Raw genomic sequence first — 16,359 nt, 5'->3', positions numbered from 1 at the left:
GTTATTTGGATGAAATCAAAAATAAGTCAAGTTAAGGGGAATCAAATGAAAAGCATCTTTGAAGTAGGAAATTTAAAATCTAATGGACACTATGCATTAGCAACAGTTCATCAGAACACTGTCTATGTATCAGGGCAATTTGCCATTAATCCAGAAACCGGTGAAAAGAAATTTGGCACAATCGAAGAAGAAACATTACAAGCACTTAAGAATGTGGAAATGATTGTAGAAGCAGCTGGAAGTAAAAAAGAGAAGATTTTGCGTATGACATTATATACTCCGGACGTGAAATTATGGGATAAAGTAGATGCTGTTTATAAGGAATTTTTCGGTGAACATAAACCAGCACGTACCGTTGTACCAACTAATTAATTACATTTTGGCTTCAAAATTGAAATTGATGCCATTGCATATATTTAGTCATATTTTTTTCCTGTTTTGTATGAAAAAATCTAGTTAATATCATTTAAAGGGTTGATTAACGATGAAACAATTTATTTGTAACAGTTGTGGGAAAAAGCATGATATTACACCAACTATATGGAAATGTGAATGTGGAGGAGTCTTAAACATAGTAAAAGATACCCCGAAAGTTGATATTAAAGCTTGGAATAACTATCCAAACTCATTATGGCGTTATTTTGAAACTATGCCATTCGCAAAAGATTCTAAGACATGGGAATCCGTGACAATGGGTGAAGGTCAATCACCATTAATCGTTCTAGATCCTATGGAGCCAAATACGTATGTAAAAGTTGATTATATGATGCCTACATTATCCTTTAAAGATCGAGGGGCCGTTGTTTTGATGACGAAGGCTAAAGAATTAGGGGTATCAAAGGTCATTGCTGATAGTAGTGGTAATGCAGGTACGGCGATTGCAGCTTATGCAGCACGTTGTAATATTGCCTGTGATATTTATTTAAGCGACGAAACATCCCCGAAAAAAATTGCTCAAGTAAAAGCTCATGGTGCAACGATTAAAGAAATTCGTGGTACACGAGAGGACATTGCAGCTGCTGCCCAAAAAGCAGTAAAAAATGAAAATGTATTTTACGCAAGTCATGTGTATAATCCATACTTTTATGAAGGAACAAAAACATATGCTTATGAAGTTTTTGAACAATTAAAAGGTGCGCCTGATGCATTAATAATTCCAGTTGGTAACGGTACACTTTTACTTGGTGCATATTATGGTTTTAAAGAGTTATTGGGAAATGGATTAATAGAAAGAATGCCGAAAATCATTGCTATCCAAGCAGCGAATTGTGCGCCTCTTGTAAATGCCTACAAACATGGTGAGGTAACAGCGAAACCTATTATGAACGAAGGTACTTTAGCGGAAGGGATCGCCATTGCAGCTCCAGCACGTTCAAAACAAATTTTAGAAGCTGTAGGGGAAACAAATGGTACATTTATTGAGATTCAAGAAGATGAGATTCTAAGAGCACGGGAGAAGCTTAGTGAAAAAGGTTTTTATGTTGAAGTGACATCAGCGACCAACTATGCCGGTTATTTAAAATATGGAAAAAAATCGGATGAAAAAATAATAATACCTCTTTGTGGTGCAGGTATAAAATCGAAATAAACCAAGAGGAGCTAGTTGGATGTAATAGAGAATATAGGAGAGAAGCATGAAAAGTAAGCCAACGATAAAAATTATTGGAACCGGTGGAACAATTGCAGGGGCTGGAACTTCGAGTACAATGACCACAGGCTATCAACCAGGAGCTTTGTCTATTGATGACTTATTAAAAGAAGTACCGGATTTAGTCAACATTGCAAATTTAAAAGTTGAACAATTGTTTAATATTGATAGTGTTGATATGACAACAGAACGACTATTGACACTGAGTAAATATATCAATGACATATTATTAGATGAAGAAATAGATGGTGTTGTGATCACACATGGTACAGATACACTGGAAGAAACCGCCTATTTTTTACATTTAGTGATTAAAAGCCATAAACCAGTCGTGATTGTTGGAGCAGTAAGACCTGCAACAGCGATAAGTGCAGATGGTCCGTTGAATATCTACAATGGTGTAAAAGTTGCTTGTAATCAAGAAGCTCATGGAAAAGGTGTATTAGTTGTCCTTAATGACCGAATTGGTTCTGCACGTTATATCACTAAAATGAATGCTACAGCAGTCGATTCGTTTAAAGCTCTCGAACAAGGTTATATCGGATCAATTGTTGGTGGGAAAGTTTATTTTTATTATAAAGATATCACCTATCTTCATACGACTGAAACCATATTTGATGTTAGCTCCATTAGTAAGCTGCCTAAGGTTTCAATTATATATACTCATCAAGGAGATGAACGATATTTATACGACGCAGCCGTTCAAGCAGATACAAAGGGAATCATTGTAACTACTGCTGGGGGCTATACAATCTCTAAAGAAGCAGAGGCTGGAATTCATGATGCGATAAACAAAGGGGTTATCGTCATACGATCATCTCGACTCAATACGGGAATTGTTAGCCGTACTGATATGGATAATCAACACGCATATATCGTATCTGAATCATTAAATCCTCCAAAAGCAAGGATTCTTCTTATGCTAGCATTAAACTTAACAAATGATAAAAATGAGATTCAACAGTATTTTCATATATACTAATTTTTTGAGTGTCCCTTAGAAGAATGAAAAAAAAAGATTTGATTTTTCACGATTTCATTCAACGAATGATTTTTGAAGGAAGCGAAGATTCACGGTGTGAAAAAAATGGTGTAATGCCAGAAAGAATAAGGTGGATTATTATAAAAAGTTTGGTTTAAGAGACCAACTCCAGTTTTATAGGAGAGGGGAAATGCTAGAGTTCTAAAAAATTTAGTAGAGGAGATCAAAGATGGATATTATAGCTTTAAGGCGAAAGTTTCATATGCACCCTGAGGTTGGATTTACTGAATTTCGAACGGCTTCAAAGATAGTGGAGCTGTTAAACTCGCTTGGATATCATTTAATCTATGGGAGAGATGCAATGGACGGAGATTTTATGAGAGGAGTTCCATCCAATGCGGTTTTAGAGATGGCATATCAAAGGGCATTACTGGATGGTGCTAATCCGAATATACTTCAGAAAATGAAAGGTGGCTATACTACTGTAATTGGAGTTTTAAAAGGTATAAAACCGGGTCCTACCGTTGCATTTCGTTTTGATATGGATGCCTTGCCAATTGCAGAGAGTCAGGATGAGAACCATTATCCTAAAGTAAATGGTTTCCGTTCAAAATATGAAGGGAATATGCATGCTTGTGGGCATGATGGCCATACTGCCATAGGCTTGGGGCTCGCTGAAAAACTGGCGGATGGTCAGTTTGCTGGGACAATAAAGCTGATATTTCAGGCAGCAGAGGAAGGAGTTCGCGGAGCATATGCAATTGTACAGAAGGGGTTATTAGATGATGTGGATTATATGTTTTGTCATCATCTAGGTGCAGATGTTCCGACTGGTGAGTTCCATGGTGGTTCAACGCACTTCCTTTCCTCCACGAAAATGATAGCTCACTACTATGGTGTTGCTGCTCACGCAGGCGGTAATCCGGAAATGGGTAGAAATGCTTTGTTGGGTGCTAGTACCGCCTTATTAAATATACATGCTATCCCGCGCTTTAGTACAGGACCCACCCGAGTTAACGTAGGAATCTTAGAGGGTGGAACAGCAACTAATATCATTCCCCAATATGCAAAAATGAATATTGAGACTAGGGCTCTTACCGAAGAGGAGAATAAAGATTTGGAGGAGAGAGTTAGAAATATCATTACTCACAGTGCATCTATGCATGAGCTTGATCATCAAATTGAAGTTATTGGTGCCGCTATCCCAATTACCTGTGACAATGAACTGGTTGAGTTAACTATAGAAGAGGCAAAGCAAGCAGAAGGATTTACATCATTTGGAAATGGTGAAGGTAAAGGACTCGGGAGTGAAGATGCTAGCTTTATGATAAAACGAGTCCAAGATTTAGGGGGAAAAGGGACTTATATGATTGTAGGTTCCACTATACCCGCACCGCATCATAATCCAAAGTTTGATATTGAAGAAGAAATTCTTCCGCATGCAGTTGAATTGTTTAACCGAATTGCACGTCGAATATTAAAATAATTATTATTTGGATTTAGGTTATCGGTCACAAAGTGAATAATCATAACTTATTTGAAGTGTTTATCAGCATAAATTTGAGAAGTCCCGATTAATGTGATTCCTCTATTACACTTTTTTATGTTTAATATATTCATGTGTTATTGAAGATGAATGTAATTAACTAACGGATTCTTAACTTCAACATTAGCTGCTAATCAGGCAGCTTTTTCTTTTTAAACAACACTGATGTCTTAACCAACAACAGGGGCTTTAGTGGCCGATTAGAGGTATGAAATCATAAATAAAAATCGGTTCGACCCCAAACCGACCCCAAACTTGGTATTCTAAGGATTAGGAATAAACATATTGAATAAAATAAAAAGCGCAAAACCCTTGATATAAATGGGTTTTGCGCTTTTCTTTTGTAGCGTCCCAGGCGAGATTCGAACTCACGACCTACAGCTTAGGAGGCTGTCGCTCTATCCAGCTGAGCTACTGGGACATATTGGCGTAAGTATATTTTTTGTAGTGCAGATAAGACTGGTATATCCTGTTTCTTCCTCTGCAAGCCCAATACAAGGGAGCAAATGCGTCGAAACAGAGCTACAGGGATGTAATTCAGGGATGTTTACGCTTAGCTGAGCTATTGGGACAAAATAATATAACACAGTTATTTATTATAATCCCATAATCAAAAATGGTCAATAGTTATGACTAAAGTAAAAACCGGCCATTAATACATGACCGGTTTCTGTTCTAACTTGTAAGTTTTTTACGATAAAATCTGGCATATGCCTTTGATCTATCTTTTAGCTTCTTTAGCTGTGATGTTCTCAGTTCTATAATAGGCTGCGCAAATGAAGTAATCAGTTTGCTTGAGAGAAGCAAAGTCAGCAGCAGCGATATTCCGGCAAGCAGCAGGAAGTTTTCCGGTTTGCTGAAAAAGCCCTGTACATCACTTTCCCTGAATACCCGTACAAAGAATCCGTGAAGCAGATAGACATAAAGTGTATTTTTTCCTAAATCAGTAAAGAAATATTGTTTGCGGGGCACAAAAGCAAAGAAGCTAAATACCATTATCAAACTTAGGACATAAAAGCCCAATCTCGTTAAGACTGCCCCAATTGAAGCTGCCCCCATTTCAGTATATGGCTTTGAGCCAAGCAGCCACTTATAATCCACTTCAGGATAGAGGTAAAAGCCTATAAAGACTACAGCAAAGATTGCTAATGCACTAATTCTGAACTTTGGCTGGAATAGCGCATAGAAATGCTCCTTCTTTAAATAATAACCCAATAGGAATAAAGGAAAGAACACAAATGTTCTCGATAAACTTAAATAGTTTGAAATCCAATCGGCATATCCGACAGCAAGCCCAATGATAAAAGCAGCTACCAGGGAATAAACCGCTTTATACTTTGCAAAGAATAAAAGCATGATATTCCAGCAAAACATACTGATCAGGAACCATAAAGACCAATGCGGGTTAAAAGGATCCAACTCAAAGGTGCCTTTATTATATAAAAAATAATAGAAGATCGAATAAATAACCTGAAAAATAATATATGGCAGTATGAGCTTTTTTGCAATTTTCTTTATATAGCCTTTTTTATAAAAGCCTTTTGCAAAAAAACCGGATACCAGTATAAATGCTGGCATATGGAACGTGTAGATTACCTTATATAAAGTATAGATTGTTTCATTATCTTCAATAAAAGAGCGGAGTAAATGTCCGAAAACGACAAAGAAGATTAAAATAAACTTCGTGTTGTCGAAGTAATAGTCACGTTGTTTCATAAGTCCTCCTCTATTAAAGACCCCCATAAATACTCTTTCTTTCTTTACCCACTTTAACATGAAGCAAACTTCTTTTCTCGTGTAAATAGAAGGTTTAATTTACAGAAAAAGTAAAAACTTCTAACTCTGAAAATGCTGTCATACTAATTAGAAATTACTGTTATACAAATAAATATTGCTTGTTACTTCATATATTATATGGCTTGAATGGATTTAATTTAAATCTGTTTCAAATTTTATTTAAAGAAAATCATTTTTGTCGCAGATAAAAGGGAGTAGTCCGATTAGTATGTCATGACTGATGCTGACGTGAGAAAATCAGGTTTTTTAAGGTAAGAATTTAAAGGGAATAGGTGCAGGGAAGGCTTTATTAAAATGAAAAATTGGAAAAATAATCTTCAAATGTCTTTTTTGTTCTATTATAATGAATTGAAAGAATAGTAAAAAAGAATTAGGTACATACTAGTTCAATTGTTCGCATCTGGTTCAATCATAAAGGGGGAAGTTATGTTGAAAGGGGTAAGAAAATTTATACCTGGCAATAAGGAAAGAAAAGAATCGTCCAGGTCAAAAAAGTTTAAAATAGGCAAGTATTTAAATAAAATGGCGAGCACGAAATGGTGGAGGAACCTGAAGCTTGGCCAGAAATATGGGGTTGCGCTTTTTGTGACCATTGGACTATTCACGGTTTCCACCGTTCTAACTTTCTTCTTGCTGACAATTGCCAATTCAAAACTGGAGACTGTTAAGGATTCTGGGGAAAAAGCCATTAAGATTACAGAATCAGCGGCCACTTTTCATCATAAAGGGAGCACGATTGGAAACTTTATCATTGACTCCAACCCCAAACATTTAAAAACATTTGATGAGCTGACAGAGGATTTTAATAAATTGAAAGAGGAAATTTCTCCGGAACTGAGCGATTCAAAATCAAAAACCCTTTTTAGGCAAATCGATGAAAATGATCAAAAAATCACCAGTTTATTTCATGATGTCATCGAGCCAGAAGTAAAACTGCAGCATGCAAGAGAATATAGGCTGGGGAAATTGCAGGCAGATAATATTATTTCTGAAACGGTTGATAAGTTAAATACCCTTGGCAGAATGATGAAGGAGGATCAGCAAAAGGCTGTGTCTTCTGCCAAATATGGTCTTATCCTTACTTTAATAGTACTTGGTATTTCAATCATCATTTCTGCTATCCTGGGAATCGCGAGCATCCTTTTTATTGGAAGTATAATTTCTAAAAAACTAACTGCCATTGTCCAATTCTCAAATGAAATTGCAGGAGGAAACCTCAATGCAGATTCAGTGGAATATGAAGGTGATGATGAAGTAGCACAGCTTAGCAGAGCCATGAACTCAATGAAAATGAAGCTGCAGGCCATGATTCAGGAAATCAATGCGGTTTCTGGGTATGTGACAGAAAGAAGCGGTGAACTGAATATTGCTGCAAATGAAGTGAAAGCAGCCAGTCAGCAGGTGGCTTCAACCATGCAGGAACTGTCCGGAGGAGCCGAGGATCAGGCGGGTTCTGCAACGCGTTTATCTTTAATGATGGACGAGTACCTGGAAAAAGTAAAAGAAGCTTCATACAGCGGTAATGAAATAAAGAGTGCTTCCACAGAGGTGCTATCACTTACTGAGAATGGAAACAAGCTAATGAAAGAATCCCAGGAACAAATGAGATTAATTAACCAAATAATGAAGTCTTCTGTTGACAAGGTAAATGGACTTGATGGTCAGACAAAACAAATCTCCAGATTAGTTAAGGTTATAAAGGAAATTGCAGACCAGACCAACCTTCTGGCATTAAATGCAGCAATTGAAGCTGCCAGAGCCGGTGAGCATGGAAGAGGCTTTGCAGTAGTGGCAGATGAGGTGAGGAAACTGGCTGAGCAGGTATCATTCTCGGTTTCAGATATCACTAAGATTGTCGGGGGTATTCAAACGGAGTCAAGCAGTGTGGCCACATCCCTTCAAACAGGCTATGTTCAAGTTGAAAAGGGAACCGAGCAAATTCAATTGACAGGACAAACATTTCAGAAAATTTATGAGGCAGTTAACTCAATGTCCAATAATGTCAGTGACATTTCCCGCAGCCTCGAGCAGGTATCCATTAATTCTGCCCATATGAACCAGTCCATTGGCAGTATTGCCGCAGTGTCTGAGGAATCTGCGGCAGGCATCGAACAAACGAGTGCATCAATGGCTCAGACTAACCAATCAATGGAGGAAATCTCAGACAATGCACAGTCCTTGTCGGAATTGGCAGAACAATTAAATGAGATGATTGCAAAATTCAAATTGTAAAATCCAGGCATACTCTCTACACAGGGTATGCCTTGTCCTTTCTCCAGACATTTGAGATGAAAAATTAATAAGACAGTTTTCTCGGAGATTTAAAGGTTTTAGTCAGATATTGTAGAAATATTTAATTAATTGCATATCCCAATAGGAGGAAATAGAGTGGTCATTATGAATCAGGAAATCAGGAGACTCTATGCCAGGATTGAGACTTTGGAAAAGGAAAATAATATTTTGGCCAATAATCATTCACTTAAATATAATATATTCTCACGCTCAAATGATGGAATTTTAATTTTTGATAGCCAGGAGAGAATTGTTGATGTCAATCCATCATTTGCTGAAAGTATAAAGACGGATAAACAACACCTGATCGGCAGGAGACTGTCTGATATCGTGCCGAAAAATAGACATTTCAAGCTTGAAAAGCAAAGGGAATTATTAAAGAAGAAGGAAAGTGTCAGGGGCATTCTGCCAATATATAACGGCAGAACGATAATAGAGTTTGATTTTACTACCAGCATCCTTAATGAGGACGGTCTTTATATGTGTATATTAAGAGATGTAACGAGTAAGCGGCTCCTCGAACGAAAAGTGAAAAAGAATGAAGAGCTGTATGCTGACCTATTTATTGAAGCCCTGGATGGGATCATTTTTTGGCGTGGAAATGGTGAGATCATTGATGCGAATGAAGCTGCTTGCCGAATTTTTGAATGTACTCATGATGAGCTTCTCAATAAAAAGATCAAAGATTTTGTATATGAAAAATCGGAAAGATACAAAAGCATTGTTAAAGAGATGTTCGTTAAGGGAAGCATACGGGATGAGCTAGTTTTTCTTATGCCAAATGGCCAGTTCAAATCTTTGGAGTTTACAGTGAAATTGAACTCCGTTGAAGGCTACCATATGACAATCTTCAGAAATGTCAGTGAGCGTCACGCTATGGAAAAAAGCTTGAGGGAAAGCGAACAAAAATTTCGCATGATATTTGAAGGTGCCCTTGAAGGGATTCTGCTCTGGAACAATCAGTTTGAAATAGTCGATATTAATCAATCAGGTCAGAGAATGCTTCAGATGACAAAAAAGGAGCTTATTGGTGTTTCGCTGCATAGTATTTTAAATGACTGCAATATAACCGATGATGAATTAAAAGAGCAGATAAAAAACATACACTCTGCGGGGCAATCAGACGGTAACCTTTCCATTACTCTGAAATCAGGCAGAAAGAAATTTTTTGAGTTTTCCAACAAGCTGAATATTTTTTCTAATATCAGTATGACAACATTTAAAGACATTACTGAGAAGCTGGAAATGGAAGAACAGCTTCGGAAATCAGACACTTTGCATGTGATTGGAGAATTGGCAGCAGGGATTGCCCACGAGATAAGAAACCCCATGACAGCACTTAAAGGCTTTATACAGCTGCTGGAGGACAGTGTGAAGGAAGATCATACTATGTATTTCAATGTGATTACCACTGAGCTTAGCAGGATTGATTCAATTATTAATGAATTTCTCATACTTGCTAAGCCTCAAGCTGTCAAATTTGTGGAAAAAGACATATCTCAAATCATGAAGGAAACAGTCGATCTCCTTAGTGCTCAGGCTGTGCTCCATAATGTTCAATTCAGGACTTATTATGAAAAGAATTTGCCCAATGTTTTCTGTGAATCCAATCAAATGAAAAAGGTCTTTATCAATATTATAAAAAATGCCATTGAAGTCATGCCTAAAGGTGGATATATTACTGTATCCATCCAGAAAGGGTTTGACCATAAAGTTCACATATCCATTAGGGACGAAGGGACAGGAATTCCTGCACATAAAATAAAAAAGCTTGGTGAACCTTTTTATACTACAAAGGAAAGAGGCACTGGACTTGGCTTAATGGTTACATATAAAATTATTGAAGAACACAAGGGAACAATTGAAGTGGAAAGCAAATTGGGGGAAGGAACTGTATTCCACATCCATTTGCCCTATTCTTTAAAGGCGGGAATGAAATGAAAGGCAGAGTTTATTCTAAAACATACACACCGGCAGGGGACATTTACATTGTCATTGAGAATGGAATCCTTTCGGCTTTATACATGGGGGAAGAAGATTTTCTCGAAGGGGAAGACGTTTTATCATTGAAATTGGATCCCTCCGACTCTTTAATTAAAAGGTGTACAAATCAGCTTGAGGAATACTTTGAAGGGCATAGGAAAGAGTTTGACATCCCCATTGAACCTCATGGCACTGAATTTCAAAAGGCAGTCTGGAAAGAGCTGTGCCTAATCCCATTTGGAGAGACAAGAAGTTATCAGGACATTGCTTTTAAAATAGGGAAAGAAAAAGCAGTGCGTGCCATTGGTCAGGCAAACAAGGCCAATCGCCTTCCGATCATTATCCCATGCCATCGCGTGATTGGAAAAAATAAATCGTTAACGGGTTATGCAGGAAACAGGACTGAAATTAAAGAAGTACTGCTAGCACTCGAAGGGTCTAATTATATAAAATAGCTCAAACTTAACAATCACCTCTTAGGTGATTTTTTTATGGGGGTTATTATATATATGGTTGACTGAATGAGTAGGATTCGATTATCATCTAATTAGATATCGATCGAAATGAGGGCGCTGAAAATATGCAATTAAATCGTTTAGTAGCTTTTTATAAGACAATGGGAGACCCAACCAGAATCAGGATTGTTTTTCTCCTTGCCAAAGGTCCTTTGCATGGACAGGCGATAGCGGGGAAGCTTGGTTTAACTCCGCCAACCATTACTCATCATTTAAATAAACTGAGGGAAATAAACCTTGTTTATCAGAGAAGAGATAAAAATACTGTTTATTTTTATTTAAATGAATCCGTACTGAAACATCAATCAGGTGTTCTTGCAAAATTGGCAGATAAAGAGGAGGTTAAGAAAATGGAAGAACAAAATATAGAAAGCCAGAAGGTTATTGAAAATTTCTTTACCAAAGATGGAAAGCTGAAGAATATTCCTGCACAGAGGAAGAAGAGACTCATGGTTTTTGAGTATCTAATCAAAGGATTGAAAATGGGGAAAAAATATGAAGAAAAAGAGCTTAACGAATATATTCAACAGTATCATGAAGACTATGCTACGATACGCAGAGAATTTATTATAAATCATTATATGTACAGGGAAAATGGCATTTATGAATTAAACCCTCCGGAAATGTGGGCGAAAATAGAAGGGTAAAGCAAGGCAGGGCCCCAGTTAGGGCCCTGCATGCCTTCAATAGTAATAATCCGGTTTGCGGTCGGTAAAAATCGGAATCATGCTGCGGACTTCTTTCACTTTATCCAGGTCTATCTCAGCATATAGGATTTCTTCCGTTTCAGAACCTTCTGCAAGCACTACTCCCCAAGGATCTATAATCATCGAATGGCCAGCAAAGACATTGTCAGGATCAGAACCGGAGCGGTTGCATGCAATTACATAGCACTGGTTTTCAATGGCACGCGCAATCAAAAGTGCCCGCCAATGTGCCAGCCGGGCCAATGGCCATTCAGCTACTACAAATAAAGCTTCAGCACCTTCCGCTGTATGGGTCCGCACCCACTCAGGAAAACGGATATCATAACAAATCATCCCTGCAAACTTCCTATTTTCCAGTGAAAAAACTCCCTTGGCTGTCCCTCCGTTCAGATAGAGATGTTCATTCATCAGCTTGAACAAGTGCAGCTTGCTGTATTCATGTATAAGGTCACCTTGGTTATCTACAATCAGCAGAGTGTTGTAAATGCCATCGGGTGTTTTCTTTGCAACAGATCCGCCAATCATATGAACCCGATTGCTCTGTGCGGCCTCTTTCAAAAAGACTAGCGATGATTCTGCATCCTGGTCTGCAATTTCACCCAATCTGGTCAAGTCATAACCAGTCGTCCAAAGTTCCGGCAGCACAATAACATCCGGTTTATCCCTAAGCGCCTTTTTAATCATGATTTCGGCTGCTTTAAAATTATCCTCGGGTTTTCCAAATGCAATATCCATTTGCAAACAGGCAATCTTTAATTTCATAAAACTCCCCCGCAATCATCATATCCTTATGGTAAAATTAGTCCGATAGATGGAAATTTTCAAAATTTTACTTTACATCTTACCATTTACGTTATATCATTTGTGACTATATTTTCAATCTTTTTTTTAAGCAGGTGAACAATTTGGTAAATTATCCGCAATCAGATCTTTTGAAAAGTCTGCCTAAACAGTTTTTTGCATCTTTGACAGCCAAAGTGGGGAGAAAACTCCAACAAGGGCATGATGTCATCAATCTTGGACAGGGCAATCCTGACATGCCTACACCAGAGCATATTGTCAAGAGTCTTCAAAGTGCAGCCGATAATCCGCAAAACCATAAATATTCCCCTTTCCAGGGCTTCCCGTATTTAAAAAAGGCAGCTGCTGACTTTTATAAAAGGGAATTTAATGTTGAATTGGATCCTGAAACCGAAATAGCCATCCTTTTTGGTGGTAAAGCAGGATTGGTTGAAATCCCTCAATGCCTTTTAAACCCTGGGGACAGCGTATTGGTTCCGGACCCGGGATATCCTGATTATTGGTCAGGTGTTGCACTTGCCAAAGCAAAAATGGTGACAATGTCTCTAAGAGAAGAAAATAACTTCCTGCCAGTATACAGTGAATTGTCAGCAGACCAGCTTAATGCAGCTAAACTGATGTTCCTTAATTATCCAAATAATCCCACTGGAGCAGTGGCAAACAAGGACTTTTTTCAAGAAACAGTTGATTTGAGCAGGAGCCATGGTATTTGCATCGTCCATGATTTTGCATATGGAGGAATTGGTTTTGACGGCATAAAGCCTGAAAGCTTTCTTCAGGCAGAAGGGGCAAAAGAGGTCGGAATTGAAATTTATACACTTTCAAAAACATTTAATATGGCAGGCTGGAGAGTTGGATTTGCAGCTGGAAATGCAAGTGTCGTCGCAGCACTGAACCTTATGCAGGATCATCTATACGTCAGCTTGTTTGGTGCTGTTCAGGAAGCTGCAGCAGCTGCTCTGTCAGGACCACAGGATTGTGTTAAAGAATTGAATTCCATATACGAATCCAGACGTAATACATTCATCTCTGGCCTCAGGGAAATCGGCTGGAATGTTCAAGCTCCTAAAGGCTCTTTTTTTGCATGGCTCAAGGTCCCTGAACAATTTACATCGGAAGAGTTTGCTGACTATCTCTTGGATAAAGCGCATATTGCGGTTGCACCAGGCATCGGATTTGGTGATTTTGGAGAAGGGTATGTGAGAGCGGGTTTACTGACATCTGAGGAGAGACTTAAAGAAGCAGTGGGCAGAATAAAAAAATTAAATTTATTTTAAATTTTTCTCATAATTCAATTGACAAAAATATTAAGCACTGTCATAATTCTAATTAAATTTTAATTCTAAATTAACTGAATACTCGTTTCGTTTTCTTATCAAGAGCAGGCGGAGGGACTAGCCCTATGAAGCCCGGCAACCGACTTATACATGAGCACGGTGCTAAATCTTGCAGCTTATAGCTGAAAGATAAGAAGATGTTAGATTGCTATCCTAACCTCTTCTTATTTGAAGAGGTTTTTTATTGTTTTCATTCTTTGATTTTTGAAAGGAAGAATATACATGAGTGAAATTATTGCAACGTATCTGGTTCATGATGAAAAACATAACCCGGAGAAAAAGGCCGAGGAGATCGCTTTAGGCTTAACGGTCGGGTCATGGACCCATTTGCCGGAACTAGAAAAACAGCAGCTGGAAAAGCATAAAGGCAGGGTCGTTTCTGTTGAAGACTATACTAAAGATGAAGAAAAAAAGGAAACAGCCGCAGTCATTAAGATTGCCTATCCAACTGTTAATTTCAGTCCTGATTTACCGGCAATATTAACAACAGTCTTTGGAAAACTATCATTGGATGGAAAGATTAAATTGTTAGATTTACAGTTTTCCAATGAACTTAAAAGCTTTTTTCCTGGGCCACGATTCGGGATTGACGGACTGAGGGAAAAACTGAATGTATATGATAGACCCCTTCTGATGAGCATCTTCAAAGGGGTGCTGGGCAAAGACATGGATTTTTTAACTTCGCAGCTGAGGGAACAGGCCCTTGGCGGCATCGACCTTGTAAAAGATGATGAAATTCTATTTGAAAACCGCCTTACACCTTTTGAAGCCCGGATAACCGAAGGCAAAGAAGTGCTAAGGCAGGTTTATGAGGAAACAGGCCACCGTACCCTATATGCTGTGAATTTAACAGGCAGGTCTTTTGATTTAAAAGATAAGGCAAGGAAAGCATCCAGACTTGGTGCAGATCTTCTTCTCTTCAACGTATTCTCGTATGGGCTCGATGTTTTGCAGTCATTAAGAGAAGATGATGAGATAGGGCTGCCTATCATGGCACATCCTGCAGTTAGTGGAGCTCTTTCTGCTTCAAGTGTTTATGGGATTTCCTATCCTTTGCTTTTAGGCAAACTCCTCAGGTATGCAGGCGCAGACTTGTCTCTATTCCCTTCACCTTATGGATCGGTTGCCCTTGAAAAAACTCTGGCCTTATCAATTGGGGATACCCTGACTAGGAATGATTTCTGCAAAAGAACCTTTCCGGTTCCATCAGCCGGCATCCATCCGGGTCTTGTACCTTTGCTTTTCGAAGACTTCGGAATAGACAGTGTAATTAATGCCGGAGGTGGCGTACATGGGCATCCGGATGGGGCAAGAGGAGGCGGTTTGGCATTCCGCCAGGCAATAGATTTAATTTTAAATGGGGCTTCTTTAACAGATGCTCCATCAAACTTCCCTGAATTAAAAAAAGCGATTGATCTGTGGGGGTACAAAGAGGTGGCTGTAAAGAATGGCTAAAGTGGCGGTATTTTGTGATTTTGATGGAACTATTACCGAAAACGATAACATCATTCATATCATGAAGCACTTTGCTCCTTCTCAATGGGAGGGGATAAAAAATCAAGTTCTGGGACAGGAAATTACCATTCAAGAAGGAGTAGGAAAGATGTTTTCCCTTCTGCCAAGCAGTCTGAAAGATGCTATCACCGATTTCATCTTAGAAAATGCAAGAGTAAGAGAGGGATTTCAGCCATTTATCGATTATCTGGAAAAAGAAAAAATACCGCTTTATATAGTCAGCGGAGGAATAGATTTTTTTGTGGCTCCTGTACTGGATAAGTATGGACCCTTTGAAGAGGTGTTCTGCAATAGTTCTGATTTTAGCGGAGATACAATTAATATCTTATGGCCCCATAGCTGCGATGAAAAATGCAATAAGAATTGCGGCTGCTGCAAGCCTTCTATTATGAGGAAACTGGTGGATGAGAACACCTTTAAAGTGGTGATCGGAGATTCAGTAACCGATCTGGAGGCTGCCAAACAGGCAGACTTTGTCATTGCCAGAGATCTGCTCCTGGAGAAAAGCAAAGAGATGAACCTAAATCATTCTGCCTTTGAAACATTCTATGATTGCATTGAGCTTTTAAAAAGATTAAATGAGGTGAGGGTATGAGCAGAGTTGGGGAAAAATGGAATGAGCTTGCAGATATTAAGGAAGAGCTTGCAGAAAGGGACTGGTTTATGGGAACAAGCGGAAATCTGGCCATTAAGGTCAGCTCACATCCCCTTCAATTCCTCGTAACAGCAAGCGGAAAGGATAAAAGGAAACGCACTGATGAAGACTTTCTCCTTGTTGATGAATATGGACACCCGGCAGGGGAAACACATTTAAAGCCTTCTGCTGAAACACTTCTGCATTCTGAGATATATCGAAGAACGAAAGCTGAATGCAGTCTTCATGTACATACTATTGACAATAATGTCATTTCAGAAATTTATGGTGATCAGGCGGCGGTTACATTTAAAGGGCAAGAGCTGATTAAAGCATTTGATAAGTGGGAGGAAGATGCTGTTCTCGAGATTCCGATTATTCCGAATCATGCGCATATTCCAACGCTGGCAAAGTGTTTTTCTTCCCATGTATATGAAGATTCAGGTGCCGTCTTGATAAGAAATCATGGAATTACAGTATGGGGCAGAACCTCCTTTGAGGCTAAAAAGATCCTTGAGGCTTCAGAGTTTCTGTTCCGTTATCAGTTAAGGCTCCTGGCATATAAGCCCGATCAGCTAATTAAAGTAGTTTAATATATGAAC

General features: G+C 38.5%; 14 protein-coding genes, 1 tRNA gene and 1 riboswitch. Of the genes, 12 read left to right on the top strand and 3 right to left on the bottom strand.

Annotated features, from left to right (window positions below; translation table 11 throughout):
* The first annotated feature begins 45 nt into the window (after positions 1 to 45).
* The 4 genes from NR125_RS03875 (at position 46) to NR125_RS03860 (ending at position 4,116) form a co-directional block, all read left to right on the top strand.
* Positions 46 to 372, top strand: coding sequence for a RidA family protein (locus NR125_RS03875; RefSeq protein WP_256814735.1), 327 nt, complete (start codon positions 46 to 48; stop codon positions 370 to 372).
* A gap of 112 nt (positions 373 to 484) precedes the next feature.
* Positions 485 to 1,588 (top strand): threonine synthase, encoded by a 1,104-nt coding sequence (locus NR125_RS03870; protein ID WP_019381625.1) that lies wholly within the window; start codon positions 485 to 487, stop codon positions 1,586 to 1,588.
* A gap of 46 nt (positions 1,589 to 1,634) precedes the next feature.
* Positions 1,635 to 2,630 carry a type II asparaginase gene (locus tag NR125_RS03865; RefSeq protein ID WP_019381626.1) on the top strand — a complete coding sequence of 332 codons (996 nt, stop codon included), beginning with the start codon at positions 1,635 to 1,637 and terminating at the stop codon, positions 2,628 to 2,630.
* A 229-nt stretch (positions 2,631 to 2,859) separates the two neighbouring features.
* Positions 2,860 to 4,116 (top strand): amidohydrolase, encoded by a 1,257-nt coding sequence (locus tag NR125_RS03860; RefSeq protein ID WP_256814734.1) that lies wholly within the window; start codon positions 2,860 to 2,862, stop codon positions 4,114 to 4,116.
* A 407-nt stretch (positions 4,117 to 4,523) separates the two neighbouring features.
* Here NR125_RS03860 and NR125_RS03855 read toward each other — a convergent pair.
* Positions 4,524 to 4,597 (bottom strand) — tRNA-Arg (locus NR125_RS03855).
* 254 nt (positions 4,598 to 4,851) lie between these two features.
* The gene (locus NR125_RS03850) at positions 4,852 to 5,892 is read right to left on the bottom strand and encodes an acyltransferase family protein (RefSeq protein WP_256814733.1); all 1,041 of its coding nucleotides are present in this window, start codon (positions 5,890 to 5,892) and stop codon (positions 4,852 to 4,854) included.
* Positions 5,893 to 6,399: 507 nt separating this feature from the next.
* Here NR125_RS03850 and NR125_RS03845 point away from each other — a divergent pair.
* The 4 genes from NR125_RS03845 (at position 6,400) to NR125_RS03830 (ending at position 11,410) form a co-directional block, all read left to right on the top strand.
* Positions 6,400 to 8,205, top strand: a complete 1,806-nt coding sequence (locus NR125_RS03845) for a methyl-accepting chemotaxis protein (RefSeq protein WP_256814732.1) — start codon at positions 6,400 to 6,402, stop codon at positions 8,203 to 8,205.
* A 165-nt stretch (positions 8,206 to 8,370) separates the two neighbouring features.
* Positions 8,371 to 10,206 carry a PAS domain S-box protein gene (locus tag NR125_RS03840; protein WP_256814763.1) on the top strand — a complete coding sequence of 612 codons (1,836 nt, stop codon included), beginning with the start codon at positions 8,371 to 8,373 and terminating at the stop codon, positions 10,204 to 10,206.
* A complete protein-coding gene (locus NR125_RS03835) occupies positions 10,203 to 10,703 on the top strand; it encodes a methylated-DNA--[protein]-cysteine S-methyltransferase (protein WP_256814731.1) in 501 nt (166 codons plus the stop codon). Before NR125_RS03840 ends, NR125_RS03835 begins: the two co-directional genes overlap by 4 nt.
* Positions 10,704 to 10,828: 125 nt before the next feature.
* Positions 10,829 to 11,410: a DUF2087 domain-containing protein gene (locus NR125_RS03830; RefSeq protein WP_256814730.1), complete on the top strand. Its 582-nt coding sequence runs from the start codon at positions 10,829 to 10,831 to the stop codon at positions 11,408 to 11,410.
* Positions 11,411 to 11,446: 36 nt separating this feature from the next.
* On the opposite strand, the gene NR125_RS03825 is transcribed toward NR125_RS03830, so the two are convergent.
* Entirely contained in the window at positions 11,447 to 12,232 is a 786-nt protein-coding gene (locus NR125_RS03825; RefSeq protein ID WP_256814729.1) for a carbon-nitrogen family hydrolase, read from the bottom strand.
* A gap of 143 nt (positions 12,233 to 12,375) precedes the next feature.
* Between NR125_RS03825 and NR125_RS03820 the strand changes: the two genes are divergently transcribed.
* The 4 genes from NR125_RS03820 to NR125_RS03805 all read left to right on the top strand — a co-directional run bounded on the left by NR125_RS03820 (position 12,376) and on the right by NR125_RS03805 (position 16,350).
* Positions 12,376 to 13,548 carry a pyridoxal phosphate-dependent aminotransferase gene (locus NR125_RS03820; protein WP_256814728.1) on the top strand — a complete coding sequence of 391 codons (1,173 nt, stop codon included), beginning with the start codon at positions 12,376 to 12,378 and terminating at the stop codon, positions 13,546 to 13,548.
* Between the two features lie 92 nt (positions 13,549 to 13,640).
* Positions 13,641 to 13,744, top strand: a riboswitch (SAM riboswitch).
* An 86-nt stretch (positions 13,745 to 13,830) separates the two neighbouring features.
* A complete protein-coding gene (locus NR125_RS03815; RefSeq protein ID WP_019381635.1) occupies positions 13,831 to 15,063 on the top strand; it encodes a 2,3-diketo-5-methylthiopentyl-1-phosphate enolase in 1,233 nt (410 codons plus the stop codon).
* Positions 15,056 to 15,718: a 2-hydroxy-3-keto-5-methylthiopentenyl-1-phosphate phosphatase gene (locus NR125_RS03810; RefSeq protein WP_009331059.1), complete on the top strand. Its 663-nt coding sequence runs from the start codon at positions 15,056 to 15,058 to the stop codon at positions 15,716 to 15,718. The genes NR125_RS03815 and NR125_RS03810 overlap by 8 nt, the downstream gene beginning before the upstream one ends.
* Positions 15,715 to 16,350 carry a methylthioribulose 1-phosphate dehydratase gene (locus tag NR125_RS03805; protein WP_256814727.1) on the top strand — a complete coding sequence of 212 codons (636 nt, stop codon included), beginning with the start codon at positions 15,715 to 15,717 and terminating at the stop codon, positions 16,348 to 16,350. Before NR125_RS03810 ends, NR125_RS03805 begins: the two co-directional genes overlap by 4 nt.
* Positions 16,351 to 16,359 lie beyond the last annotated feature (9 nt).

It is taken from the genome of Cytobacillus sp. Bac17, from assembly GCF_024519925.1.
GTDB lineage: Bacteria > Bacillota > Bacilli > Bacillales > Cytobacillaceae > Cytobacillus > Cytobacillus pseudoceanisediminis.
Note: the sequence above shows the minus strand (reverse complement) of the source record. Positions and strands in the feature narration are given on the sequence as shown.